The sequence below is a fragment of the Zavarzinia marina genome, assembly GCF_021568905.1.
GTDB lineage: Bacteria > Pseudomonadota > Alphaproteobacteria > Zavarziniales > Zavarziniaceae > Zavarzinia > Zavarzinia marina.
This window is the reverse complement of the sequence record NZ_JAKGSB010000001.1, coordinates 36066-61220: the sequence shown is the minus strand read 5'-3', so window position 1 is coordinate 61220 and position 25155 is coordinate 36066. Positions and strand designations below refer to the sequence as shown.

At 68.2% G+C, this 25155-nt stretch carries 21 protein-coding genes; 12 read left to right on the top strand and 9 right to left on the bottom strand.

Features of this window, described 5'->3' with window-relative positions:
• Nucleotides 1–65 precede the first annotated feature (65 nt).
• The 4 genes from L2U69_RS00255 to L2U69_RS00240 all read left to right on the top strand — a co-directional run bounded on the left by L2U69_RS00255 (nt 66) and on the right by L2U69_RS00240 (nt 5533).
• On the top strand, nt 66–1436 hold the full coding sequence (locus tag L2U69_RS00255) for an aspartate aminotransferase family protein (protein ID WP_236104343.1): 1371 nt from the start codon (nt 66–68) through the stop codon (nt 1434–1436).
• A 1-nt stretch (nt 1437) separates the two neighbouring features.
• Nucleotides 1438–2820: a glutamine synthetase family protein gene (locus L2U69_RS00250; protein WP_236104342.1), complete on the top strand. Its 1383-nt coding sequence runs from the start codon at nt 1438–1440 to the stop codon at nt 2818–2820.
• Between the two features lie 230 nt (nt 2821–3050).
• Entirely contained in the window at nt 3051–4217 is a 1167-nt protein-coding gene (locus L2U69_RS00245) for a transferrin-binding protein-like solute binding protein (RefSeq protein ID WP_236104341.1), read from the top strand.
• Entirely contained in the window at nt 4217–5533 is a 1317-nt protein-coding gene (locus L2U69_RS00240; protein ID WP_236104340.1) for a porin family protein, read from the top strand. Before L2U69_RS00245 ends, L2U69_RS00240 begins: the two co-directional genes overlap by 1 nt.
• Nucleotides 5534–5539: 6 nt before the next feature.
• Here the strand turns inward: L2U69_RS00240 and L2U69_RS00235 are convergent, their stop codons facing one another.
• Together L2U69_RS00235 and arsC are read right to left on the bottom strand one after the other, a co-directional pair.
• Nucleotides 5540–5854, bottom strand: coding sequence for a cupin domain-containing protein (locus tag L2U69_RS00235; protein WP_236104339.1), 315 nt, complete (start codon nt 5852–5854; stop codon nt 5540–5542).
• Nucleotides 5854–6195, bottom strand: coding sequence for an arsenate reductase (glutaredoxin) (gene arsC / locus L2U69_RS00230; protein WP_236104338.1), 342 nt, complete (start codon nt 6193–6195; stop codon nt 5854–5856). The genes L2U69_RS00235 and arsC overlap by 1 nt, the downstream gene beginning before the upstream one ends.
• 177 nt (nt 6196–6372) lie before the next feature.
• Here arsC and L2U69_RS00225 point away from each other — a divergent pair, with 177 nt between their 5' ends.
• Entirely contained in the window at nt 6373–7515 is a 1143-nt protein-coding gene (locus L2U69_RS00225; RefSeq protein ID WP_236105805.1) for a transferrin-binding protein-like solute binding protein, read from the top strand.
• 24 nt (nt 7516–7539) lie between these two features.
• On the opposite strand, the gene L2U69_RS00220 is transcribed toward L2U69_RS00225, so the two are convergent.
• The 4 genes from L2U69_RS00220 to L2U69_RS00205 form a co-directional block, all read right to left on the bottom strand.
• Nucleotides 7540–8679 (bottom strand): acyl-CoA dehydrogenase family protein, encoded by a 1140-nt coding sequence (locus tag L2U69_RS00220; protein ID WP_236104337.1) that lies wholly within the window; start codon nt 8677–8679, stop codon nt 7540–7542.
• A gap of 1 nt (nt 8680) precedes the next feature.
• Complete coding sequence (locus L2U69_RS00215; protein ID WP_236104336.1) at nt 8681–9856, bottom strand: acetyl-CoA C-acyltransferase; 1176 nt, start codon at nt 9854–9856, stop codon at nt 8681–8683.
• A 14-nt stretch (nt 9857–9870) separates the two neighbouring features.
• Nucleotides 9871–10635, bottom strand: coding sequence for an SDR family NAD(P)-dependent oxidoreductase (locus L2U69_RS00210; RefSeq protein ID WP_236104335.1), 765 nt, complete (start codon nt 10633–10635; stop codon nt 9871–9873).
• 184 nt (nt 10636–10819) lie between these two features.
• A complete protein-coding gene (locus L2U69_RS00205) occupies nt 10820–12469 on the bottom strand; it encodes an AMP-binding protein (protein WP_236104334.1) in 1650 nt (549 codons plus the stop codon).
• A gap of 142 nt (nt 12470–12611) precedes the next feature.
• Between L2U69_RS00205 and L2U69_RS00200 the strand changes: the two genes are divergently transcribed.
• Together L2U69_RS00200 and L2U69_RS00195 are read left to right on the top strand one after the other, a co-directional pair.
• Nucleotides 12612–13637: an AraC family transcriptional regulator gene (locus tag L2U69_RS00200; protein ID WP_236104333.1), complete on the top strand. Its 1026-nt coding sequence runs from the start codon at nt 12612–12614 to the stop codon at nt 13635–13637.
• 159 nt (nt 13638–13796) lie between these two features.
• Entirely contained in the window at nt 13797–17204 is a 3408-nt protein-coding gene (locus L2U69_RS00195) for an EAL domain-containing protein (RefSeq protein ID WP_236104332.1), read from the top strand.
• 4 nt (nt 17205–17208) lie between these two features.
• On the opposite strand, the gene L2U69_RS00190 is transcribed toward L2U69_RS00195, so the two are convergent.
• Nucleotides 17209–17664: a winged helix-turn-helix transcriptional regulator gene (locus tag L2U69_RS00190; RefSeq protein ID WP_329605352.1), complete on the bottom strand. Its 456-nt coding sequence runs from the start codon at nt 17662–17664 to the stop codon at nt 17209–17211.
• 84 nt (nt 17665–17748) lie between these two features.
• On the opposite strand from L2U69_RS00190, the gene L2U69_RS00185 reads away from it, so the two are divergent.
• Nucleotides 17749–18606: an SDR family oxidoreductase gene (locus L2U69_RS00185; RefSeq protein WP_236104331.1), complete on the top strand. Its 858-nt coding sequence runs from the start codon at nt 17749–17751 to the stop codon at nt 18604–18606.
• A gap of 4 nt (nt 18607–18610) precedes the next feature.
• On the opposite strand, the gene uraD is transcribed toward L2U69_RS00185, so the two are convergent.
• Both uraD and puuE read right to left on the bottom strand, forming a co-directional pair.
• The gene (gene uraD / locus L2U69_RS00180) at nt 18611–19111 is read right to left on the bottom strand and encodes a 2-oxo-4-hydroxy-4-carboxy-5-ureidoimidazoline decarboxylase (RefSeq protein WP_236104330.1); all 501 of its coding nucleotides are present in this window, start codon (nt 19109–19111) and stop codon (nt 18611–18613) included.
• The gene (puuE, locus tag L2U69_RS00175) at nt 19108–20025 is read right to left on the bottom strand and encodes an allantoinase PuuE (RefSeq protein WP_236104329.1); all 918 of its coding nucleotides are present in this window, start codon (nt 20023–20025) and stop codon (nt 19108–19110) included. The genes uraD and puuE overlap by 4 nt, the downstream gene beginning before the upstream one ends.
• 188 nt (nt 20026–20213) lie before the next feature.
• Here puuE and uraH point away from each other — a divergent pair, with 188 nt between their 5' ends.
• The 4 genes from uraH to xdhC are packed head-to-tail and all read left to right on the top strand — an operon-like array spanning nt 20214 to nt 25145.
• Nucleotides 20214–20573, top strand: a complete 360-nt coding sequence (gene uraH / locus L2U69_RS00170; protein ID WP_236104328.1) for a hydroxyisourate hydrolase — start codon at nt 20214–20216, stop codon at nt 20571–20573.
• A 3-nt stretch (nt 20574–20576) separates the two neighbouring features.
• Nucleotides 20577–22067 carry a xanthine dehydrogenase small subunit gene (gene xdhA, locus L2U69_RS00165; RefSeq protein WP_236104327.1) on the top strand — a complete coding sequence of 497 codons (1491 nt, stop codon included), beginning with the start codon at nt 20577–20579 and terminating at the stop codon, nt 22065–22067.
• Nucleotides 22054–24363 carry a xanthine dehydrogenase molybdopterin binding subunit gene (xdhB, locus tag L2U69_RS00160; protein ID WP_236104326.1) on the top strand — a complete coding sequence of 770 codons (2310 nt, stop codon included), beginning with the start codon at nt 22054–22056 and terminating at the stop codon, nt 24361–24363. Before xdhA ends, xdhB begins: the two co-directional genes overlap by 14 nt.
• Nucleotides 24360–25145 (top strand): xanthine dehydrogenase accessory protein XdhC, encoded by a 786-nt coding sequence (gene xdhC, locus L2U69_RS00155; RefSeq protein ID WP_236104325.1) that lies wholly within the window; start codon nt 24360–24362, stop codon nt 25143–25145. The genes xdhB and xdhC overlap by 4 nt, the downstream gene beginning before the upstream one ends.
• Nucleotides 25146–25155 lie beyond the last annotated feature (10 nt).

The following is a 25155-nucleotide window of genomic DNA, read 5'->3' as shown; positions in this document are numbered from 1 at the left end:
TCTTGCGAAGGGGACCATGGCGGCAGCATGATCCGCCCCTCTCGCCAACGCGGGGACGAAGGGACATGGACGACAGCATCGCCGGCATCGCCAGGGCGCGCATCGACACCGTGAAGGCGCGGGAAAGCGCGCGCTTTTCGGCCGCCCATCCCCAGTCCCGGGCGCTGGCCGCCGAAGCGGAACGGCATTTTCCGGACGGCGTGCCGCTGCATTGGATGACCGACTGGGGCACGCCCTTCCCCCTCTTCGTCGCGGAAGCGCGCGGCGCACGGCTGACCGATGTCGACGGCCACAGCTATCGCGACTTCTGCCTGGGCGATACCGGCGCCATGTTCGGCCATTCGCCGGACCCGATCCTGCGCGTGCTGGCGGATCAGGGCGGCCATGGCCTGACCTACATGCTGCCGACGGCGGACGTGCCGGTGATCGGCCGGCTGCTGGCCGAACGCTTCGGCCTGCCCCAATGGCAGGTGGCGGCGACCGCGACCGACGCCAATCGTTTCGCGCTGCGCTGGGCCCGGGCCATCACCGGGCGGCCCCGGGTGCTGGTCTTCAACGGCTGCTATCACGGCACGGTGGACGAGACCTTCGTGCGTCTGGCGGACGGGCGCCCGGTCCATCGTCCCGGCCTGCTGGGTCAGGCGGTCGACCTGACGGCGAATACCGCCGTGGTCGAATTCAACGATCTGCCCGCGCTGGAGGCGGCGCTTGCGGCGCGCGACATCGCCTGCGTGATCACCGAACCGGCCCTGACCAACATCGGCATGGTGCTGCCCGAACCCGGTTTCCTGGACGGCGTGCAGCGGGCCTGCCGGGCGACCGGCACCCTGCTCCTGATCGACGAGACCCATACGATCTCGACCGGGCCCGGCGGCTGGACAAGGGCGGCGGATCTGGAACCCGACTTCCTCGTCGTCGGCAAGGCGATCGCGGGCGGCGTTCCCTGTGCCGTCTGGGGTTTCACCGAGGCCGTCGCCGCCGCGATGAAGCACGCCCGCGCGGCGGCCGGCCCCGGCCATTCCGGCATGGGCACCACATTGTCGGCCAATGCCATGGCGCTGCGCGCCCTGCGCGCCAATCTGGAACGGGTGATGACCAGCGCCGCCTATGATCACATGCTGGCGATGTCGGCCCGGCTGGCGGACGGCATTCGCACCGTGATCGCGGCGCGCGGCCTGCCCTGGCACGTCTCTTCCGTCGGGGCGCGGGCAGAATTCGTCTGCGCGCCCGTGCCGCCGCGCAACGGCACGGAGGCGGCGGCGGCGATGCACGGCGATCTCGAGGCGGCGATCCATCTGTTCCTGATGAACAGGGGCTTCCTGATCGCGCCCTTCCACAACATGACCCTGACCTGCCCCGCAACGACGGCGGACGACGTGGAGCGCCTGGTCGCCTGCGTCGGCGCCGCCTGCGACGATCTTCTAGCCGGAGCCTGAATTGCCTTTCACCCACCCCGCCGCCACCGACGGCGCCGAAGCCGCCGCCTTCCTCGCCGCCAATCCCGACATCGAAGCGGTGCAACTGGTCCTGACCGATACCAGCGGCGTGGCGCGCGGCAAGACGGTGCGAGCCCACGAACTGGCCGCCGTCTATACCGGCGGGCGGCCCCTGCCCTGCTCGATCCTGGGCCTCGACGTGACCGGTGCCGACGTCGACGAGACCGGCCTCGTCTGGGAGGAAGGCGATGCCGACCGGCTCGCCTTTCCGGTGCCCGGCACGCTGCGGCGCGCGCCCTGGCTGCCGGTGCCGACGGCCCAGGTGATCCTGTCGGTCTGGCATCTGGACGGACGGCCCGAGGAGGCGGATCCCCGCCATGCGCTGGCCCGCGTGGTGCTGCGCTTCGGCGAACTGGGCCTGACGCCGGTGGTGGCGCCAGAGCTCGAATTCTATCTGGTCGATCCAGAGATCGGCGCCGACGGCATGGTGAAACTGGCGAAATCGCCCCTGACCGGCCAGCGTCTCGCCACCACCCAGGTCTACGAGCTGAACGCGCTCGAGGAATTCGGCGCGTTCCTGACCGAGCTGCAGGCCGCCTTCGACACCCAGGGCATCCCGGCCGAGACCGCGATCAGCGAATTCGCGCCGGGCCAGTTCGAGATCACGCTGCGCCATCAGCCGGACGCCATGAAGGCGATCGACGAGGCGATCTTCTTCAAGCGGACGATCCGGGGCGTCGCCCAGAAGCATGGGCTGGTCGCCACCTTCATGGCCAAGCCCTTCACCGGGCGCACCGGATCGGGGCTGCATCTGCACCTGTCGATGAACGGGGCCGACGGCCGGAACGCCTTCGCCAGCGCGGACGAGACCGGGCCCGAGGTGATGCGCAACGCCATCGCCGGCCTGATCGCGACGATGCCCGAGGCGACGGCGATCTTCGCGCCCGGCGCCAATTCCTATCGCCGTTTCCGCCTCGGCTCCTATGCCCCGATCGCGCCCTGCTGGGGCGTCAACAACCGCTCCGTCTCGGTCCGGGTGCCGATCGGTCCCGCCCCCAGCCGCCATGTCGAGCACCGGGTCTGCGGCGCCGACGCCAATCCCTATCTGGCGCTGGCGGCGGTGCTGGCGGGCGCCCATCACGGCATGGTGAAGAAGCTGACGCCGCCGCCCATCGTGGTGAAGGACGGCTATGCCGAGACGGTGGAACGCCTGCCCACCCATTGGGCCGACGCCATCGCCCTGTTCGAATCGTCCGATCTGATGCGCGACTATCTGGGGGCGCGTTACGCCCAGGTCTTCACCGCCATCAAGAAAGCGGAAATGGATCGCTTCTACGCGGAAGTCGGCGCGCTCGACTATCTCTGGTACCTGCGCAACGCCTGATTTCGGGACGGCCCGCCGAAAACGACTCTAAATCCATATCATTATGGGTCAATTAGCCGGCCGGGCCGGGCCGACGGCCGTATGCCCCCTCCCGAAAGATGTATTAACTTATTTTTCACCATGTCTTCGGTGAAGACTTCCCCGCGCCGCGGCATACGGGCGCGGGACACGGTCCCCGGGGGCGGATCGGATCGTGGTTGCTGACGCGTGGCAGACGCGAGGGGGAGCATATGGTCAAGGTCGTCCGGATTCCTGTGATGCTGGCGCTGCCGCTGGCGATCGCCGCCTGCAACGGCGGCAGTGGCGGGGGCACCGCCCCGGTCGTGCCGAACACGACGCCCAATCCCCTGGTCTCCCTGCGCGAGGTACTGCCGACGACCGGCCAACTGGAGGGCACGGACGGCCAATACGAAGCCTCGACCATCCAGGGCGCGGTGGTGACACCGTCTTCCACGACCACGACCGGCGGCTCGACCGGCCTGCTCGGCGGCCTGCTCGCCCTGCTGCTGGGCAGCCCGACCACCACCACGACGACGACGGCGCGGCTCGACTATCCCTTCGATTTCGACGAGGCGGCGATGGCAAGGACGGCGGAACCGGAAGGGATCGAAGTGACCCTGACCGGCAATCGCGCCGGCGGCGGCACCGCCAAGGAACTGACGGCGACCTTCAAGGACTGGACGGCGGTCGACACCATCCTGCCGGGCCTGCGCCATTCCCTGTCGGAAACGGCGACGCTGACCGGTTTCACGGCGGCCGAATATACTTCTCTCGGCGACGTCAAGGTGACGATCCTCGACGCCACGGCGACCACGGATCTCAGCTATGTCGCCTTCGGCTATTGGGTGGCGGAGGATTTCGATCCGGCCGACGCGACCAAATACCAGTTCATGGCGGCCGGCGGCTCGTCCTTCTCGACCGAGGGCAGCCCGGACCTGACCACCATCGCCTCGCTGCCCGCCACGGCGACCTATATCGGCAAGACCGTGGGGTCGGCGGCGGTGAATTCCGGCATCGACGGGATCAGCATCGTCGCCGGCAATTTCCTGGTCCGCGCCGATTTCGGCACCGGCCTGGTCAATGCCCGGGCCTATAACCTCATGGTCTACGACAGTGCCGGCAATTCCGCGCCGCTCGGCAGCGTCACCTTCTCCCGCGCCGCGATCGACATGGGCAATGCGACCTTCTCGGGCGGCACGGCCAAGACCTTTTTCGATCCGGCCACGACGACGGGCACCACGCCGAACGGTCAGACCGCGCTGGAGGGCGGCTTCTTCGGCCCCGCCGCGAACGAGACCGCCGGCACCTGGTACGTCAGCGGCGACAACATGATCCCCGACACCACGGGCACGCCCCCCGTGGTGGAGATCAGCGGCTCCTTCGGCGCCGCGCAGTGATGCCGCCGCGGCGGACGGCGCGGCGGGGCGCCGTTCCTTCCGTCGCCGGCCACGCGGCGCGTCTCCTGGCGGCTTCGGCCCTCGGCATCGCCCTCGCCGCGTCGCCCGCGCGCGCGGCCGAGACGGCGACCGGGCCCGAGGCGCCGCCAGCCCCCCTGTCGCCCGAAAGCGGACCGACGGACGAACAGCTCCGGATCGAGGCCGCGTTCCGTCTCGGCCTGATCGCCATCACCGCCGGCGACTACGAGGCCGCGGCCGTCATCTTCGACGACATCCTGGACCATGATCCGGACCTGGTCCGGGTCCGCCTGGAGCTCGCCCGCGCACTCTATCTCTCCGGGGAGCACGACGACCGCGCGCGCTTCCAGTTCGAGCGCCTGCTGTCCGCCGACCTGCCCGAGGCGGTGAAGGCCAATATCGAGAAATTCCTCGACGCGATCCGCCTGCGCCGACGCTGGAGCCTGGGGCTGACGGTCGCCATCGTGCCGGACAGCAACATCACCGGCGGCCCCGAAAGCCGCGAGGTGAATCTGGGCGGCCTGCCGTTCTATCTGAACGATTCCTCGACCCGGAAATCCGGGGTCGGCGTCCTGACCGGGGTCTTCGGCGGCTATCGCTTCGATCTGGGCGAGCGCTGGCGCATCAAGGCCGAAGGCGGCCTGAACCAGCGCAGCTATGAGGACAGCGATTTCGACGACACGGTGGCGAGCTTCAGCGTCGGCCCGCGCCTTCTGCTGTCGCGCGGCGAGGTCGGCGTCTCCTTCGACGGCTATTACCGCTGGTACGGGCTCGATCCCTATGCCGTGTCGACCGGCGTCCGGGTGGACGGCCAATATCTGCTGTCCCGGCGCCTGCGGGCGGAGGCATCGGGGCGGGTCGCGCTGCTCGACTCCCTGACCGGCGACGGGCGCGAGGGGCGGACCTACGACAGCAGTTTCACGCTGCGCTATGCGGTGCGCCCCAGCCTTCTGATCTATGGCTCGGCCAATGCCTATCGCGAGAGCCTGGAGGCGAACCATCTGTCGAGCAAATCTGTCGGCGTCGCCACCGGGGTCTACGGCGACCTGCCCTGGGGCTTTTCCGCCGGCGCCTCCTACCGCTATTCGGAAGCGGCCTATGACGGCGTGCAGCCGCTGTTCGGCGTCGACCGCGACGATACGGTCTGGCAGGCCTCAGCCACCCTGCTGAACCGCAAGATCAATTTCTGGAAGATCACGCCGCAGTTCCGCTACACCCATGTCTCGAACCAGTCGAACATCTCGATCTACGAATACGACCGGGACATCTTCCAGATCGGCTTCACCAAGGAGTTCTGACGCTGTTCAGACCGAGCCCGGCGTCTCCACCACCAGGATGCGGGCCGGGCCGCGCGGATGGGCGACATGTTCGGCGCCGACGCCGGCATGGGCGATGTCGCCCGCGACCATGCGGGTGACCCGTTCCGTCCCCGTCTCGTCCTTCCAATGCATGTCGACCTCGCCGTCGAGCACGACGAAGACTTCCTCGCCGTCGTTCACATGCCAGCGATAGGGCGCATCGGTCCAATGCAGGCGCACGGTCGCGGCATCGAAGCGCGCGATGTCGAGGGCGCCCCAGGCACGGGCGGCGGTGAAGCCCCGGGGATCGACGAAACGCATCAGAGGATCTCGTCCACCGTCTCCGGCGGGCGGGTGGCGCGCCCCCCCTTCGGCGTCACCACGATCGGGCGATTGAGCAGGATCGGATGCTCGGCGATGGCATCGAGAATGGCGCCGTCGGCCGCCGTCGCCAGACCCATCTCCTTGGCCAGCGCCTCCTTGGCGCGCAGCAGGGCCTTGGCGCCGAGACCCGGCACCTCCGCGAGCCTGGCCAGTTCGGCGCGGGTCGGAGGGGTCTTCAGATAATCGACGACGACGGGCTCGATACCCGCCGCGCGGATGCGCTGAAGCGTGGTGCGGGACGTGCCGCATTTCGGGTTGTGATAGATGGTCACGGTCATGGCGCCGCATTCTGGCAGCCCCCCGCCGTGCCGGCAACGGCGTCCTGCTCTCTGCATTATGGGGCTGTGGGACACAATCCTCGTGTGTTATTGATCACGAAAAACCACCTTCGAGGAAATGTGTCCGTGGAATCCAATCTTCGTTTGCACGGCACCCGGATCGGCGAAGCGCCGCGGATGCTTTTTTTCCTGGGCGCCGTCCTCGGCCTCGCCGCCTGCACGGGTGGCGGCGGCGGCGGATCCGCGCCGGCGCCGGCACCGGCGCCGGCCCCCACCATCACCTCTTTCAGCGCCGTTCTGCCCGCTTCCGGTACCACGACCGTCAGCCCCGCCCAAACGGCGGCCGGCTTCAACGGCGGCACGGTGCCGGCCGTCGTGACCGGTATCATCGTGGCCGCCGGAACGGACGTCGGCACATTGCCCGGGCCCTTCTATATCCCCGGCGGCAGCACCGAACTTCCCGGGACGCTCGACCCGATACCCGAAATAGAGCCGGTGACATTCCCCTTCTCCGAAGCCAGCCTCAGCCGCATTCCCGGTTCGGCCGAGGGTTTCGTGGTCGAGATGAGGGAATCCCTGCCGGGCGGCCCCGATCTCGTGGTCGGCGCCTCCATCTCGGCCTGGGCGCCCCTCGACGAACTGATGCCCGGCCTGAAGATCGGTGTGTCCGACAGCGGCTGGATGAGCGGTGTTCAGGACGTGCTCTATGATCCGCCCGACGGAACGGAAATCAACGGCCTGGCCCTCGACGGCGCGGGCACGGTCGATCTCAGCCACATGAGCTTCGCCTATTGGATCCTGTCCAGCATGCACCCGGACGAGACCGAATTCTTCCTCGGCATGAGCGGCGGCGCCATCGGCTCCGTCAGTCCGGATCTGACCACGATCGCCGCCCTGCCCGCGACCGCCGTCTACAATGGGACGACCGTGGGCGGTGTCGTCGTCGAGGGCGCGGGGGCGTTCTTCACCTTCGCCGGCGACATTCGCCTGCGGGCGGATTTCGGCGCGGGCGCCATGAGCGCCCAGGTCACCGGATTGAAATTCTTCGATTCAGCCACGGTCGACGCCTCCCTGACGGGCGAGACCATCGATTTCGACGGCATCGCGATCGACGCCGCCAATGCCAGTTTTGCGGGCTCGACCGACAGCGGCATGACCGTCGGCTTCAGCGGCGAAGCCCTGAACGGCAGCGGTGCCATGGCCGGCAATTTCTTCGGCCCCAACGCGACCGAAGCCGGCGGCACCTGGGGCCTGCAGGAGCACGACACGGAAACGGGCTTCACCGAATTGTGGACCGGCGCCTTCGGTGCCGCCCGCTGACGCGGGCGGCCACCGCTTCCGTGATCAGAGGCTGCGCGCGATGACCATGCGCTGAACGTCGGAGGTGCCTTCGTAGATCTGGCAGACGCGGACGTCGCGGTAGATCCGCTCGACCGGGTAGTCGGCCAGATAGCCGTAACCGCCGAGGATCTGGATCGCGGCGGAGCAGACCTGTTCCGCCATCTCGGAGGCGAAGAGCTTGGCCTGGCTGGCTTCGACCAGGCAGGGCAGGCCCGCCTCGCGGAGCCTTGCCGCGTGATGCACCATCAGGCGGGCGGCCTGGATCCTGGTCGCCATGTCGGCGAGGCGGAAGGCGACCGCCTGATGCTCGAAGATCGGCTTGCCGAAGGTCACCCGTTCCTTGGCATAGGCGCTGGCGTATTCGAAAGCCGCGCGCGCCATGCCGACGGATTGCGAGGCGATGCCGATGCGCCCGCCCTCGAGGTTGGAAAGGGCGATCTTGTACCCCTCCCCCTCCTTGCCCAGCAGGTTCTCGGCGGGCAGGCGCAGATCCTCGAAGATGATCTGGCAGGTGTCGGACGCGTGCTGGCCGAGCTTTTCCTCGATCCGGGCGACCTTGTAACCTTCCGTGTCGGTCGGCACGATGAAGGCGGAAATGCCCTTCTTGCCGGCGTCCGGGTCGGTCACCGCGAAGACCACCGCCACCTTGGCGTTCTTGCCGGAGGTGATGAACTGCTTGGTGCCGTTCAGGACGTAATGGCTGTTGCCGTCCTTCCGGGCCCGGGTGCGCAGGTCCGCCGCGTCGGACCCCGCCTGGGGTTCCGTCAGCATGAAGGCGCCGATCGCCTTGCCCGACGCCATGTCGGGCAGGAAACGCGCCTTCTGTTCGTCGGTGCCGAATTTATGGATCGGCAGGCAGCCCACGGAATTGTGGACGCTCATGATCGTGGAAACGGCACCACAGCCGGCCGCGATTTCTTCGAGCGCCATGGCATAGGCGAGATTGCCGGTGTCGGAACCGCCCCATTCCTCCGGCAGGACCATGCCGAAGAAGCCGAGTTCGCCCATCTCGGCGATGGCACCGGCCGGGAATTCGTGCTTGCGGTCCCAGTCGGCCGCGAAGGGGGCCAGGCGCTCGGCGGCGAAGGATCGCGCCGCGTCGCGGATCTGGACCTGTTCCTCGGTGTAACCGAAATCGTTCATCTCAGTTCACCAGTTCGACCGCCATGGCAGTCGCTTCGCCGCCGCCGATGCAGAGCGAGGCGACGCCGCGCTTCATGTCGTATTTGCGCAGGGCCGCCAGCAGCGTGACCAGGATGCGCGCGCCCGAGGCGCCGATCGGATGGCCCAGCGCACAGGCCCCGCCATGGACGTTCACGCGCTCGGGATCCAGGCCCAATTCACGGATCGCCGCCATGGCGACGACGGCGAAGGCTTCGTTGATCTCGTAGAGATCGACGTCGGCCTTGGTCCAGCCGGTCCTGGCGAAGAGCTTCTCGATCGAGCCGATGGGCGCGGTCGGGAACAGGCTCGGCTTGTCGGCATGGGTGGCATGGCCCCGGATCACCGCGATCGGGGTCAGGCCGCGCTTCTCGGCCTCGGATCGCTTCATCAGGAGAAGCGCCGCGGCACCGTCGGAGATGGAGGAGGAATTGGCCGCCGTCACCGTGCCGCCCTCGCGGAAGGCGGGGCGAAGGGTCGGGATCTTGTCCATCCTGGCCTTGGGTGGCTGCTCGTCGCTCGAGATATCACCGCCCTTCTTCGTGGTGACGGACACGATCTCGCCGGCGAAGGAGCCGTCGGCGATCGCCTTCTGCGCCTTGGTCAGGGAGGCGATGGCATAGGCGTCCTGTTCCTCGCGGCTGAACTGGAAGCTCTGCGCGCAATCCTCGGCGAAGGTGCCCATCAGGCGGCCCTTGTCGTAGGCATCCTCCAGCCCGTCGAGGAACATATGGTCCATGACGCGGCCGTGGCCCATGCGATAGCCGCCGCGCGCCTTCTCCAGCAGATAGGGCGCATTGGTCATCGACTCCATGCCGCCGGCGACGGCGACATCGGCGGAACCGGCCAGGATCAGGTCATGGGCGAACATGGCCGCCTTCATGCCCGAACCGCACATCTTGTTCACCGTGGTGGCACCGGCGCCCAGCGGCAGGCCGGCACCCAGCGCCGCCTGACGGGCCGGGGCCTGGCCCTGGCCGGCGGGCAGCACGCAGCCGAAGACGATCTCCTCGACCGCCTCGGGCGCGAGGCCGGCGCGCGACAGGGCGGCGCCGATCGCGGCCGAGCCGAGCTGCGAGGCGGTGAAATCCTTCAGGTCGCCCTGGAACCCGCCCATGGGGGTGCGGGCGGCGCCGACGATGACGATGGGGTCTTCCATGGTTCCTCTCCTCGTTATTTCGCGGCCATGCGAAGCGCGCCGTCGAGACGGATCACCTCGCCGTTCAGCATGCGGTTCTCGGCGATATGCTTGACCAGGGCGGCGAATTCGGCGGGATCGCCGAGCCGCGACGGGAAGGGCACGAGCTTGCCCAGGCTGTCCTTCACCTCCTGCGCCATGCCCGCCATCATCGGCGTCTCGAAGGTGCCGGGGGCGATGGAGACGACGCGGATGCCGGAACGCGCCAGTTCACGCGCGATCGGCAGGGTCATGCCGACCACGCCGCCCTTGGAGGCGGCATAGGCGGCCTGGCCGATCTGGCCGTCGTAGGCGGCGATCGAGGCGGTGTTGACGATCACGCCGCGCTCGCCGTCCTCGCCCGGCTCGTTCCTGGCCATGGCGAAGGCGGCGACGCGCAGCATGTTGAAGGCGCCGATCAGATTGACGCCGATCACCTTGGCGAACGTATCGAGCTTGTGGGGCGCCTCGCGGCCCACCACCTTCTCGCCGATGACGATGCCGGCGCAATTGGCCAGACCATGGACCGCGCCGAACCTGGCCAGCGCCGCGTCGACGGCGGCCTGGGCGTCATCGGCATTGGTGACGTCGGTCTTCACGAAGATCGCGTTGGGTCCCAGTTCGTCGGCGACCGCCGCCCCGTTCGGATTGACGTCGACGAGAACGGCATTGCCGCCCGCCGCCACCACCATCCTGGCCGTGGCGAGCCCGAGGCCCGAAGCGCCGCCGGTCGTGATGAAGGTCTTGCCCGTGATCTGCACGTCAGGCTCCTGAAAAAAATCGTCTCGACCCACCCCCCACTCGTCATCCCGGCGCAGGCCGGGATCTCGCGACGGAGAGGGCTCCACCTAATCCCCTCAAGGTCCCGGCCTCCGCCGGGACGACGATATGAGAGGGCGTAATTGCTGCTGCTCGACACCGCCCCTCCCCTTGCGGGGGGAATGCTCAGGCGGCGTTGCTTTCCTTCGACTTGGCGACTTCCTGGTTGCGCAGGATGAAGCGCTGGACCTTGCCGCTGGGGGTCTTCGGCAGATCGGCGACGAATTCGATCTCGCGCGGGAAGGCGTGGGTCGAGAGACGCTTGCGCACATGCTGCTGCAATTCTTCCGCCAGCGCGTCCGACGCCTCGAACCCCTTGGCGAGGACGACGAAGGCCTTGACGATCTCGGTCCGCTCGGGGTCCGGCTTGCCGACCACAGCCGCCTCGATCACCGCCGCATGTTCGATCAGGGCGCTTTCGACGTCGAAGGGCCCGATGCGATAGCCGGACGAGGTGATGATGTCGTCCGAGCGGCCGACGAAGCTGACCGAACCGTCGTCGTTCCATTCGACCGTATCGCCGGTCAGGTAATAGGGGCCGACGAAGCTGGGCGTGTCGCGGTTCAGATAGCCGGGGAACCAGAACAGCGGCGACTGGCTGCGGTCGATCGCCAGGATGCCGGGCTTGCCGACCGGCATTTCTTCCGTGCCCTCCTCGTTCACCACCACGGCGCGATAGCCGGGCATGGAGAGACCGGCGGAACCCATGCGGATCGGATGGTCGAGACCATGGTGGTTGTTGACCACCATGCCGAGTTCCGTCTGGCCGTAGTGATCGTTGATGGGCGCGGCCAGATGTTCGTCGAACCAGCGGATCACCTCCGGGTTCAGGGGCTCGCCGGCGGAGGAGACGACGCGGAGCCTGCCCTTGACCGCCGCCGCCGCTTCCGCCCCGGCCGCGATCAGCAGGCGATAGGCGGTGGGCGAGCCGGCGAGATTGGTGATGCCCAGCTTCTCGATCAGGCCATAAGTCGATTCGACCGTGAAGCCACCGTCGTAGAACATGGTGCCATGGCCGAGCAGCAGGGGCCCGGTGACGGCGTAATAGAGGCCGTAAGCCCAACCCGGATCGGCGATGTTCCAGAACACGTCGTCCGGCCGCAGATCGACGGCATCGCGCATGTAGACGCCGAAGGAGAGCAGCGCCTTCAGGGGCACCGGCACGCCCTTGGGCAGGCCCGTGGTGCCGGAGGTGAACATCAGCAGGAAGGCATCGTCGGGCGCGCGCGGCACCGGCTCGAAATCGGTCGACTGGGCGTCCAGTTCGGCATGGAAGTTCAGGTCGCCGTCCGGCACCGCATCGCCCACGGTCAGGACCGGCGGGCAATCCTTGACGTCCGTCAGCTTGCCCCGATTGCCGAGATCGGTGACGACGAAGCGGCTTTCCGCCGTCTTCACCCGGTGCTCGATCGCCTTCGGGCCGAAGGCGGTGAACAGCGGCTGATAGACCGCGCCGGCCCGCCAGGTGCCGAGGATGGTGATCAGCAGCTCGGGGGTGCGCGGCAGCAGGCCGGAGACCCGGTCGCCCGGCTTGACGCCCCGGGCCTTCAGGACATTGGCGAAGCGGGCCGACAGCGCCTGCATCTGCTCGAAGGTGTAGTCGGCGCTCGCCCCGTCCTTGCTCTCGTAGTGGAGGGCCACCTTGCCGGCGCCGACATGGGCGTCGCAGCATTCGAGACAGGCATTGAGACCGCCGGCCAGACTGCCCTTCAGCAGTTCCTTCTCGAGCGCCGGAACCGAGAAATTGGCGATCACGGAATCATAGGCACGCTTCATCTGCGCGTCTCCCTTGCGGCTTTGTTGCGGCATCCGCCGTTTGATGCATGGGCTTAAGCCCAATTGCATGACGGCTACAATGGCCCCAGGCTCCAAATCGTTCGACCGTTTTTGCAACAGGAGGGGGCGCCAGGCCGGAACCATGCAGCGCGGCACCATTTCGATTCATCTGGTCGAGGAAGCCCTGGTGGAGGCACGTGCCCGCGATGTCCGGGTGGAGGCGCTTCTGGCGGCGGCCGGCATCGACCCCGCCCTGCTGCGGGAGGCGGAAGCGCGGGTGCCGGCGACTCAATATGCCGCGCTCTGGCTCGGCCTCGCGCAGGCGCTGGATTGCGAATTCTTCGCCATGGACAGCCATCCCATGCGTCCGGGCAGTTTCACCCTGATGTGCCGCAGCGCCCATGGCGCGCCGACGGTGGGCCAGGGTCTGCGCCGGGCGCTGCGCTTCATCGGCCTGATCCTCGACGATTTCGAGGCCCGATTGTCGCTGGAGGGCGAGCGCGCGGCGATCACCCTCGATGAGCACGGCCCGCCGCGCCGGGCCTTCACCTATTGCACCTTCTGGCTGATCGTCTACGGCCTGACCTGCTGGCTGGCGGGACGGCGCATTCCGCTGCGGGCCGCATCGTTCCGCTGTCCGGAACCCGCCTATACCGACGACTACCGCACCCTCTTCACCCACGACCTGCATTTCGGGCGGTCGCGCACGCGGCTGGAATTCGACGCCGCCGTCCTGGACCTGCCGGTGAAGCGCAGCGAGGCGGAACTGAAGTCCTTTCTGCGCAAGGCGCCGGCCAACATCCTGGTCAAATACCGTTCAAACGACAGTCTGACGGTCCGGGTGCGCCAGAGCCTGCGCCGCCAGCCACCGACCGAATGGCCCGATTTCGACACGCTGGCGGCGGGCCTGCACATGTCCGCCTCGACGCTCCGCCGCCGCCTCGACGGCGAGGGCGAGAGCTATCAGTCGATCAAGGATTCGCTGCGCCGCGACCTCGCGGTCCAGTGCCTGGCCCGGGGTGACGCCAGCGTCGCCGAGATCGCGGCCCGTCTCGGCTTTTCCGAACCCAGTTCGTTCCATCGCGCCTTCAAGAAATGGACGGGGTTGCAGCCGCGCGAATATCGCCGGCGGCACAACCTGCGAGCGCCGCTCTCGGTATCTGCTTAACCTGTCCTTAATTCCCACCGGAGAGGATCGCAATACATCCAATCTGGGCCGATCGGGCCAGGTCAGCGAAACGATCATGACAGAACGTCTAAAATCCAGCGCGCTCGGCTCTTGCGGCCGCCGTTCGAATCCGAACTCCAGGCAAGGGAGATCGACAGATTGACGGCTCCCCCCCACGAACGCGCCTATTCCACCGCCTCTTCGCTGCTGGGGCGACGGCGGGATTCCCGTGCCGCCGAGAGACGCAATGACGCGACGCGGACCGTGGTCGGGGCCTTCGGCCTCTACGCGGTGCTCGCCGTCGCCGGCATTCTGCTCACGCGCCTGACCGGACACGCCCCGACCGTCTGGCCCGCCAACGCCGTCCTGATCGCGCTGATGTTCCGCGACCGCGACCTCAACGTCGCGGCGCTGCTGTTCGGCGCCGCCGTCGGCGGCTTCGCCACCGCGCTTGCCTTCGGTGCCCCCCCGACCGCCGCCGGTGCCCTGACCGCGGCCGATATCCTCGAGATTTCCGTGGCCGCCTGGCTGATCGACCGTCTGCCGTTCGACCGCGGCGCCGCCATGATCGAACTGCCCGTGCTGGCCGTGGCCGGCATCGCCGCGCCCTTCGTCGCCGCCCTCGGCGCCGGGCTCTGCGGCTTCGGCCATGACGGCGCCGGCGGCTTCTGGACGGTGTTCTGGGGCTGGTGGTCGGGCTCGGCGCTGGGCGCCGTGATCGTCATGCCGATCGTCTTCGCGGCCGACGCCAAGGCCATCGCCAGAACCTTCGGCGGGCGCCGGGGCCTCGAATTCGGCATCGTCGCCAGCACCTGCCTGATCCTCTCCTTCTACCTGTCGACGGTCAGCCAGGCACCGATGGTGCTGATCTGCGTCGTCCTGATGCTGGCGGCGGTCCGTCTCGACCGTTTCGCCATGGCCATACTCTCGGCCGCCTGCGCCATTCTCGTGCTGATGGCGATGGGCTTCGCCGATCCGGACGCGGACGGCGGCGACGGCCCGTCCCGAAATCTTCCCGTCTGGCTCGCCCTCGTCGCGCCCTTCTTCGTCGCCCTGACGCTGGACCAGCACCGCCGCGGCCAGTCCAGCCTCGTGGAAAGCGAGCGACGTTTTCGTGGCGCCATGGACAATGCCGCCATCGGCATGACGCTGGTGACGAGCGACGGCCGTCTGACCCGCGTCAACCGGGCCCTGTGCGACATGCTGGGCTATACCGCCGACGAATTGACGCGGATGAATTTCGCCCAGTTCACCCACCCGGAGGATCTTTCCAAGGACCTCGCCCAGGTGGATCGCCTGCTGCGCAACGAAGCGGACAGCTATTTCCTGGAAAAGCGGTACATCCGGGCCGACGGCAAGGCGGTCTGGGGCCATCTCGCGGTGTCCGCGATGCGTGACGAGGACGGCCGCGTCGTTCAGTTCATCTCCCAGATCGAAAACATCGACCAGCGCAAACGCGCCGAGGAGGCGCTCGCGGTGAGCGAGAGCCGCTGGAATTTCGCGCTCGAAAGTGCGCGCCACGGCGTCTGGGATCGCGACATCACCGCCGGCCGCACCTATTACTCGCCCGTCTGGAAGGCGATGCTCGGTTATGGCGACGACGAGATATCGGACAGTTCGGCGGAATGGACCCGCCTGATCCACCCGGACGACAAGGCCCATGCCGAAGAGCTCGACGCCGCCTGCATCGACGGCGGCGTCGACGGTTTCGAATGCGAATTCCGCATGCGTCACCGCGACGGCCGCTGGATCTGGATTCTCGACCGGGGCCGGGTCGTCGCCCGCAATGCGGACGGACGCGCGCGGCGCATGATCGGCACCCATGTCGACATCAGCGCGCAGAAGCGTTCGGAAGACGACCTGCGCGCCCTGACCGCCGCCCTGTTCGAGGAGAAGGAGCGCCTGCGGATCACGCTCTGTTCGATCGGCGACGCGGTGATCTGTACCGATACCGACGCCAACATCACGTTCATGAACCCGGTGGCCGAAGCCATGACCGGCTGGACCCTCGGCGAAGCGGTGGGCCGTCCGGTGCACGACATCTTCGACGTGGTCGATCCCATGGGCAATCACCCGCCCTGCGCGGTCCGGGCGTGCCTGCGAGACCTCGTCCCCTATTACATGCGCGACGACACCAGTCTGACCACCCGCGACGGCAAGCGCCTGACGGTGCGGGATTCCGCGGCGCCGATCCGCGACGTCGAGGGCCGGCTGATCGGCGCGGTACTGGTGTTCCAGGACGTGACCCCGGCCCGCACGCTGCAGAACGAGCTGGCGCAATCGGCCCTGATCGATCCCCTGACCGGCCTGCCCAACCGCAAGGCGCTGGAGCAGCGCCTGGCCGAGGCGGACGAGATGGTCAGGCTGGGCCGCCGGCGGATCAGCCTGTGCTTCATCGATCTCGACCGCTTCAAGATCCTGAACGACAGCGCCGGCCATGCCGCCGGCAACGCGCTGCTGGTCGCGGTCGCGGAGGCCATCCGCGCCAACATCCGGCCCGGCGACGAGGTTCACCGCCTGGGCGGCGACGAATTCGCCATCCTGATGGAATGCCCCCTGGACGAGGCGGAACAGATCGGCAAGGCCGTGATCCGCGCCGTCGCCGCCCTGCCCTTCGCCTGGGAAGGCCGCGGCTTCGCCCTGACCGCCAGCGCCGGCATCGCCGAAATCCCGGTCGAGGGCATCGCCGTCGGCGAATTGATGAGCCGCGCCGACGTCGCCTGCTACACGGCGAAATCGACCGGGCGCAACCGGGTCAGCCTCTATCGCCCGGAAGAGAGCGAGGCCGGGCGTTACCACCGCGACATCCAGATCGCGTCCGGCATCCGCAGCGCCATCGCCGAGGACCGCTTCCGGATCTTCGCCCAGCGCATCACCTATCTCCAGGACGGCGGCGACGGCACCCGGCGCTATTTCGAGATCCTGCTGCGCCTCGAGGACGAGAACGGCGAGATGATGTTCCCCGGCGCCTTCATTCCGGCGGCGGAACGCTACGACCTGATGGGCGAGATCGACCGCTGGGTGATCCAGACCACGCTGCGCCGCTATGGACCTCGGCTGCGCGCCCTCGGCGACTTCTCGCTGGCGATCAATCTCTCGGCCAATTCCCTGAACGATCCGAACCTCTGGCCTTTCGTCAGGGCCGAATTGGAAGCTTCGGGCATCGAGCCCCGCCGCCTCAATTTCGAGATTACCGAGACCGCCCTCATCGACAATCTGGAGGCGGCCAGCGAATTCGTCGCTTCGGTCCGGGCCATCGGCTGCGGCATCACGCTGGACGATTTCGGGGCCGGCCTCAGTTCCTTCTCCTATCTGCGCCGGTTCCCGGTCGACCAGTTGAAGATCGACGGCAATTTCGTGCGCCAGATCGTGAACAGCCCGGTGGACCGGGCCATCGTCGAATCGATCAACGATCTCGGCCACAAGTTCGGTGCCCGCACCATCGCCGAATTCGTCGAGGACCAGGCGACCCTGGACCTCCTGCGCGATCTCGGCGTCGACATGGCGCAGGGCTATACCATCGCCCGGCCGGTGCCGATCGAGGACATCCTGCCCGACATCGCCTGACGGTTCAGGGGACGGCGGCCTCCGCCGTCTCGAAGGCCGTGCGCGCCGCCTCGATCGCGGGACGGCTCGCTTCCGCCCAGGTGACCAGCGCCGTCAGCGGCTCCAGCAGCGACTGGCCGAGCGCGGTCAGACTGTATTCGACGCTGGGCGGCTTCGTCGGAAAGACGCGGCGCGCGATCAGTCCGTCGCGTTCCAGATCCCGCAGGGTCTGGGTCAGCATCCGCTTCGAAATATCCGGAATCGCCCGGCGGATCTCGCTGAAGCGATGGGGGCGCAGGGCCAATACGATCACGATCAGGGTCGTCCATTTGTCGCCCAGATGATCGAGCACGCCGCGCACCGGGCACAGCGACAGATCGAAATCCCCCGCGCTCCAGACGTCGAAACACGCGGCCAGCCGCGCCCGGGCCGCCGCAACCTGGTTATCGGGCAGGTGGTTATCGGAAGGTAACCCTGTCACGAAAAACTGCCTCCTTACGTCCTCTCTCAAGGTCTCATATATAGACCAGGTCTTCATTCTAAACCTGAAAGAAGGACCGAGACAATGACCGAGACCATCGCCGTGACCGGTGCGACGGGCCAGTTGGGCCGCCTGGTGATCGACCATCTGCGCCGCGTGGCGCCCGGCGCCCATGTGGTCGCCATCGCGCGCAATGCCGCCGCCGCCGCCGATCTGCCCGTGGAGATCCGCAGCGCCGACTATACCAGGCCGGAAACCCTGGCCGCCGCCTTCGCCGGCGTCGACAAGCTGTTGCTGATTTCATCGAGCGAAGTCGGCCAGCGCGCCCCGCAGCACCGCAACGTGATCGACGCCGCCAAGGCCGCCGGAGTCAGGCTGCTGGCCTATACCAGCATCCTCCACGCCGACAGCAATCCCATGGGCCTGGCGGTCGAACACCGCGACACCGAGGCGGCGATCCGGGCCTCGGGCCTGCCCTTCGTGTTCCTGCGGAACGGCTGGTACACCGAGAACTACACCGGCAGCACCGGCGCGGCGCTGGCCCACGGCGCGGTGATCGGTTCGGCCGGCACCGGCCTGATCTCCTCCGCCGCGCGCGCGGATTTCGCCGAGGCGGCGGCCCGGGTGCTGGCCAGCGCCGAGGATCAGGCGGGCCGCATCTACGAACTGGCGGGCGACAGCGCCTATACGCTCGCCGATCTCGCGGCCGAGATCGGGCGTCAGGCGGGCAAGCCGGTGGTCTATCGGGATCTGCCGGAAGCGGACTACCGGGCCGCCCTGCTCGGCTTCGGCCTGCCGGAGGGTCTGGCCGCCGCGCTCGCGGAAAGCGACGTGAAGGCGGCTTCGGGTGCGCTCTTCGAGGACGGCGGGCAATTGTCGCGCCTCATCGGCCGGCCGACCACGCCGCTGGCGCGGACCGTCGCGGCCGCCCTGGCCGCCTGACGGTTCAGAGCGCGCGGAGCCTGAGCAACGCGATCCGCTTCACCTGATCGAGCGCGGTGTCGAATTCCACGGCCGGCGGATTTTCGACCCGCGTCTCGAAGGCGGCGAGGATGCCGGTCTTGTCCAGCCCCTTGACCGCGATGATGAAGGGAAAGCCGAAGCGCGCCTTGTAGCTGTCGTTCAAGGTGGTGAAACGGGCCAATTCGTCGGGCGTCAGCCGGTCGAGGCCGGCGCCCGCCTGTTCCGCCGTCGAATCGGCGGTGAGTCCGCCGGCGAGCGCGAGTTTTCCCGCAAGGTCCGGATGGGCGTTCAGCAGGGCCAGCTTCGCCTCCTCTCCGGCCGCGTCCAGCACCCGGCAGAGCGCGGCGTGCAGACCGTCCGCCGTCGCCGCCTCGGGCCCGAGGCCGGCGTCGAAGGCGCCTTCCGCGATCCAGGGCGAATGCTCGAAGATGCCGCCGAAACGCTGGACGAAGGCGGCGCGGTCGAGGCCGGCGACGAGACTCATGCGCGAACTCCGAAGGGATGATGCCTGTGCCAATGGCGGGCGATCTCGTCCCGCCGGGCGAACCAGACCCCCTCGTGGCCGAGGGCATAGTCGATGAAGCGCTGGACGGCCATGAAGCGCCCGGGCCTGCCCGCCAGCCGGCAGTGCAGGCCGATGGACAGCACGCGCGGCGTCTCCGCCCCCTCGGCATAGAGGGTGTCGAAACTGTCCTTCAGGTAGGTGTAGAACTGCGCGCCGTCACCGAAGCCCTGGGCGTTGATGAAGCGCATGTCGTTGGCGTCGAGCGTATAGGGCACGATCAGCAGGGGCTTGCCCTCGACCGTCTGCCAATAGGGCAATTCGTCGTCATAGGCATCGGCATCGTAGAGAAAGCCGCCGTATTCGGCGACCAGGCGCCGCGTGTTGGGCCCCGTGCGCCCCGTATACCAGCCGACCGGCCGGCTGCCGGCGACATGGCTCAGGATTTCCACCGCCTCGCGCACATGGGCGCGTTCGACCGCTTCCTCGACATATTGGTAGTTGATCCAGCGCAGCCCATGGGAGGCGATCTCGTGCCCCTCCTCCACCATGGCGCGGATGAGGTCCGGGTGCTTTTCCGCCGCCCGCGCGACCGCGAAGACGGTGACCGGCACCTTCCGTGCCGCGAACAGCCGCAGCAGACGCCAAGCGCCGACCCGCGCGCCATAGTCGAAGACCGATTCGACCGAAAGATGACGCACGCCCGGCAGCGGCTGGGCGTTCACCACCTCGGACAGGAAGGCTTCCGAGGCGGCGTCGCCGTTCTCGATCGAATTCTCGCCACCTTCCTCGTAATTCAGCACGATCTGCACCGCGATGCGGGCACCGCCCGGCCATGTCACCCGGGGCGGGGTGCGGCCGTAACCGATCAAATCGCGCGGGGGCTGCCAGCTCATGTCCTCTCTCACCGGGGATTGGGAAGCGTCGTTCCCGCATGTATCGCCCGCCCGACAGCCATAGTACAGATCGGCCGTTGCGATCATTCGTGTTTTTTAAAAGATGTTTGGCCAAATCGAGTCTTCCCTCCCGCATCCGGCCGCATTCACCATAGGCTGGGGCAATTGGTGAAAGGATTCGCGGAACGATGACGGGCGGCTGGCTGACCACACATGTACTCGACGCCGCCCACGGTGTCCCCGCGGAAGGCGTCAGGATCGACCTCGTCGCGCTCGGCGACGGCACCCCCCGGCATATCGCGACCGTCGTCACCAATGACGACGGGCGCAGCGACGCCCCCCTTCTGGCGGGTGACGCCTTCAGGGCCGGCGTCTATCAGCTCGACTTCCACATCGGCGACTATTTCCGCGCCCGGGGCACCGCCCTGCCCGCCCCCGCCTTCCTCGACATCGTGCCCATCCGCTTCGGCATCGCGGACGAGGCGGCGCATTACCACGTCCCGTTGCTGGCCTCGCCCTTCAGCTTCTCGACCTATCGGGGCAGTTGACCGATGGCGGCGCGCAATTGCCTGAAGTTCCTTCTCGGGCATGAGGCGCGGACCCTCGATGCCGTCGACCCGACCGCCACCGTCCTCGACTATCTGCGCCTCGAGGAACGCCGTACCGGCACCAAGGAAGGCTGCGCCGAGGGCGATTGCGGCGCCTGCACCGTCGTCGTCGCCCGGCCGAGCCCCGAAGGCGGGCTTCGCTATCAGGCGGTGAATGCCTGCATCCAGCCTCTCGGCACGCTGGACGGCGCGCAACTGATCACGGTCGAGGATCTGGCGGCGGCGGACGGCACGCTGCACCCGGTGCAGCAGGCCATGGTCGATTGCCATGGCTCGCAATGCGGTTTCTGCACGCCGGGTTTCGTCATGTCGCTCTTCGCCATGACCAAGGAGGGCTTCCCGCCCGAGACCGACGATCAGGCGATCGACGAGATCCTGGCGGGCAACCTGTGCCGTTGCACCGGTTATGCCCCGATCGCCCGCGCCGCCCACGGCCTCGCGGCGATGGAGATCACCGACGGTTTCGACGCCCGCCGGGAAGAGACCCAGGCGGCGCTCGCGGCCATGGACGACGGCGCCGACGTCAGCCTGACCGAGGACGAGACGCGATGGTTCCACGCGCCGGCGTCCGCCGACGGGCTGGCGGAACTGATGCTGCAATATCCCGACGCCACCATCGTCGCCGGCGCGACCGACGTCGGCCTGTGGCTGACCAAGCATCTGATGCGTCCCGATCCCCTGATCTGGCTGGGCCGCGCCCGCGACCTCGCCACCATCGAGGAGACGACGACGGACATCACCATCGGCGCCGGTGTCACCTATTCCGACGCGCTGGCCCATCTGAGCTGGACCTGGCCCGATTTCGGCGCCGTGGTCCGCCGCATCGGTTCGACCCAGATCCGCAACGCGGGCACCATCGGCGGCAATGTCGCCAACGGCTCGCCCATCGGCGACACGCCGCCCATGCTGATCGCGCTCGGCGCCCGGCTGCATCTGCGCCAGGGCCGTATCCGCCGGGTCATCCCGATCGAGGATTTCTTCATCGACTACGGCAAGCAGGACCGCGCGCCCGGCGAATTCGTCGAGGCGGTGACCATCCCGCGCCCGGCCCCGGGTCAGATCTTCAAGGCCTACAAGCTCTCGAAACGTTTCGACCAGGATATTTCGGCGGTGATGGGCGCATTCTCCCTCTTCGTCGACGAAGGCCGCATCGTGACCGCCCGCGTTGCCTTCGGCGGCATGGCCGGCACGCCGAAGCGCAGCCCCTCGGCCGAGGCGGCCCTGACCGGGCATACCCTGGAGAAGAGCGCCTTCGAGACCGCCATGCGGGCACTCGCCATCGATTTCAAGCCGCTGACCGACATGCGCGCCTCCGCCGCCTATCGCCTGAAGGCGGCGCAGAACATGCTGATGCGTGTCTTCATCGAAGTGACCGACGAAGACGCCGCGACCCGGCTCTGGGACAAGAGGGGGATTGACGATGCCGGCCTCTGACCTCGCGGTCCACCGCAGCACCATCCATGAAAGCGCCGCGCGCCACGTCACCGGCACCGCCCCCTATATCGACGACCTGCCGGAGCTCCCCGGCACGCTGCACATCGCCTTCGGCCTGGCGCAGCGCGCCCATGCCCGGATCGTCGCCATGGACCTTTCGGCCGTGCGCGATTTTCCCGGCGTCGTCCTGGTGCTGACCGGGGCGGACATGCCGCCCGACGTCGACATCAGCCCTGTCCACGCCCATGACGAGCCGATCCTGGCGACGGACGTGGTCGAATTCCACGGCCACCCGATCTTCGCCGTCGCCGCCGCCACGCGGGATGCGGCACGGCGCGCCGCCCGCCTCGCCAAGGTGACCTATGAGGATATGGACGCCCATATCGACATCGAGGCGGCGCGCCCCAAGGGCAGGACCGTGGTCACACCCATGACCCTGAACCGGGGCGATGCCCCGGCCGCCCTGTCCACGGCCCCCCATGTGATCGCGGGGCGCTGCGCCGTCGGAGGGCAGGAGCATTTCTACCTGGAAAGCCAGATCGCCATGGCGATCCCGGGCGAAGGCGGCGAGATCAAGGTGCTGTCCTCCACCCAGCACCCGACCGAGATCCAGCACATGGTGGCGGAGGCACTGGGCGTGGCGCTGCATCTGGTCACGGTCGAGATGCGGCGCATGGGCGGCGGCTTCGGCGGCAAGGAGACCAGCGGCAACGTCTTCGCCTGCATCGCCGCCCTGGTGGCGCGGAAGACCGGCCGCCCGGCCAAGTTCCGCCCCGACCGCGACGACGACATGATCGTGACCGGCAAGCGCCACGACTTCGTGATCGACTATCGCGTCGGCTTCGACGATGACGGCATGGTGCTGGGCATCGAGGGCACCTTCGCCGCGCGCTGCGGCTGGTCGGCCGACCTGTCGGGCCCGATCACGGATCGCGCCCTGTTCCATGCCGACAATGCCTATTACTACCCGGCCGCGCGCTTCGTCTCCCTGCCCCTGAAGACCAACACGGTCTCCAACTGCGCGTTCAGGGGTTTCGGCGGGCCCCAGGGTGTCGTCCTGGCGGAACGGGTGATGGACGAGATCGCCTATGCCCTCGGCCTCGATCCGCTCGAGGTCCGGCTGCGCAATCTCTACGGTACCGACACGCGGAACGTCACGCCCTATCACCAGACCGTGGAAGACAATGTCGCCCCGCGCCTGATGACCGAATTGGCCGACAAGGCGGATTACGCGGCGCGCAAGGCCAGGATCCGCGAGGCCAACGCGAAGAGCCCGGTGATCAGGCGCGGCATCGCCCTGACCCCGGTGAAATTCGGCATTTCCTTCACCGCTACGCAGTATAATCAGGCCGGCGCCCTGGTCCACGTCTATACCGACGGCAGCATCATGCTGAACCACGGCGGTACCGAGATGGGCCAGGGCCTTCACGTGAAGGTGGGCCAGGTCGTCGCCGCCGAATTCGGCCTCGACATCGGCGCCGTGCGCATCACCGCGACCGATACCTCCAAGGTTCCCAATACCTCGGCCACCGCCGCCTCGTCGGGTTCCGACCTGAATGGCATGGCGGCCCAGGCGGCGGCGCGCCAGATCCGCGAGCGCCTGACCGCCTTCGCCGCCGAACGCTGGCAGGTGGCGGCGGACAGCGTGAAGTTCGAGAACGGCACGGTCACCGTCGGCGGCGAGACGCTCAGCTTCGCCGACTTCGTGAAGCGCGCCTACAACGCCCGCGTCCAGCTTTCCGCCAGCGGTTTCTACAAGACGCCGAAGATCCACTGGGACCGGGCGGCGGGCCGGGGCCGGCCGTTCTACTACTACGCCTATGGCGCCGCCTGTGCCGAGGTCGCGGTCGATACGCTGACCGGCGAGTACCGCGTGCTCAGGGTCGACATCCTGCATGACGTCGGCAAGTCCCTGAACCCGGCGATCGACATCGGCCAGATCGAGGGCGGCTTCGTCCAGGGCATGGGCTGGCTGACGACCGAGGAATTGTGGTGGGACGGCCAGGGCCGGCTGCGCACCCATGCGCCTTCGACCTACAAGATCCCGGCCTGCGGCGACCGCCCCCTGCATTTCGAGGTCGCCCTCCTCGAGAACCAGGCCAATGTGGAAGAGACCATCCACCGCTCCAAGGCGGTGGGCGAACCGCCCTTCATGCTCGCCTTCTCGGTGCTCCATGCGATGTCGGATGCCATCGCCTCGGTTGCCGATTACCGCCTCTGTCCGCGTCTCGACGCGCCCGCGACACCCGAACGCGTGCTGAACACGATCGAGGCGCTGAGGGCCCGCGCGAAATGACCGAGGCGCTGGCCCCCGTCGCTGCCCGTCTGACGGCGGCGGGGCAGCCGGCGGTGCTGGTCACGGTGCGGGAGGCCCGGGGATCCACCCCGCGCGAGGCGGGCACGCGCATGATCGTCGCGGCCGACAGGCTGCACGGCACCATCGGCGGCGGGCGCCTGGAGTGGGCGGCGGCGGACCGGGCCCGCGCCATGATGGCGGCGGGCGAGCGCGAGGCCGTGATGTCCCTGCCCCTCGGCCCCGCGGTCGGGCAATGCTGCGGCGGCCATGTCGTGCTGGCGCTGGCCGTGCTCGACGCCGATCTCGCGGCCGCGATCGCGCGCGACGAGGCGGCGGCGGCGGTCGGCTGGCCGACCGTGCTGCTGTTCGGCGCCGGCCATGTCGGGATCGCGCTGTCCAGGGCCCTGGCGCCCCTGCCGCTCGCCCTTCGCTGGTACGACGAGCGCGCGGACGCGCCCATGACCGCCATGCGCGAGGATCCAGCCGCCGCCATCGCCGCGGCCCCGCCCGGCGCCGCCGCCGTCGTCATGACCCACGAGCATCGCCTGGACTATGCCATCACCGAAGCCGCCCTGGTGCGCGGCGATTTCGCCTATGTCGGCATGATCGGCTCGGCCACCAAGCGCGCGCGCTTCTGCCGGGGCTTCATCGCCAACGGCAATGATCCCGCCCTGCTGGAGCCGCTGATCTGCCCGATCGGCGGTCGCAAACTGGGGGACAAGAGCCCCCCGGTCATCGCCGCCCTGGTGGCGGCCGAATTGCTGGGCGCCCTGATCGGGTGACGGACCGGCC

Excerpts from the sequence above, each read along its gene's own strand:
- L2U69_RS00185 (WP_236104331.1), top strand. The coding sequence starts at position 17,749 with ATGACCGAGACCATCGCCGTGACCGGTGCGACGGGCCAGTTGGGCCGC.
- puuE (WP_236104329.1), bottom strand. The coding sequence starts at position 20,025 with ATGAGCTGGCAGCCCCCGCGCGATTTGATCGGTTACGGCCGCACCCCG.
- L2U69_RS00220 (WP_236104337.1), bottom strand. The coding sequence starts at position 8,679 with ATGAACGATTTCGGTTACACCGAGGAACAGGTCCAGATCCGCGACGCG.
- uraH (WP_236104328.1), top strand. The coding sequence starts at position 20,214 with ATGACGGGCGGCTGGCTGACCACACATGTACTCGACGCCGCCCACGGT.
- xdhB (WP_236104326.1), top strand. The coding sequence starts at position 22,054 with ATGCCGGCCTCTGACCTCGCGGTCCACCGCAGCACCATCCATGAAAGC.
- L2U69_RS00225 (WP_236105805.1), top strand. The coding sequence starts at position 6,373 with ATGCTTTTTTTCCTGGGCGCCGTCCTCGGCCTCGCCGCCTGCACGGGT.
- L2U69_RS00245 (WP_236104341.1), top strand. The coding sequence starts at position 3,051 with ATGGTCAAGGTCGTCCGGATTCCTGTGATGCTGGCGCTGCCGCTGGCG.
- L2U69_RS00240 (WP_236104340.1), top strand. The coding sequence starts at position 4,217 with ATGCCGCCGCGGCGGACGGCGCGGCGGGGCGCCGTTCCTTCCGTCGCC.
- arsC (WP_236104338.1), bottom strand. The coding sequence starts at position 6,195 with ATGACCGTGACCATCTATCACAACCCGAAATGCGGCACGTCCCGCACC.
- L2U69_RS00235 (WP_236104339.1), bottom strand. The coding sequence starts at position 5,854 with ATGCGTTTCGTCGATCCCCGGGGCTTCACCGCCGCCCGTGCCTGGGGC.
- xdhA (WP_236104327.1), top strand. The coding sequence starts at position 20,577 with ATGGCGGCGCGCAATTGCCTGAAGTTCCTTCTCGGGCATGAGGCGCGG.
- uraD (WP_236104330.1), bottom strand. The coding sequence starts at position 19,111 with ATGAGTCTCGTCGCCGGCCTCGACCGCGCCGCCTTCGTCCAGCGTTTC.
- L2U69_RS00200 (WP_236104333.1), top strand. The coding sequence starts at position 12,612 with ATGCAGCGCGGCACCATTTCGATTCATCTGGTCGAGGAAGCCCTGGTG.
- xdhC (WP_236104325.1), top strand. The coding sequence starts at position 24,360 with ATGACCGAGGCGCTGGCCCCCGTCGCTGCCCGTCTGACGGCGGCGGGG.
- L2U69_RS00255 (WP_236104343.1), top strand. The coding sequence starts at position 66 with ATGGACGACAGCATCGCCGGCATCGCCAGGGCGCGCATCGACACCGTG.
- L2U69_RS00215 (WP_236104336.1), bottom strand. The coding sequence starts at position 9,856 with ATGGAAGACCCCATCGTCATCGTCGGCGCCGCCCGCACCCCCATGGGC.
- L2U69_RS00205 (WP_236104334.1), bottom strand. The coding sequence starts at position 12,469 with ATGAAGCGTGCCTATGATTCCGTGATCGCCAATTTCTCGGTTCCGGCG.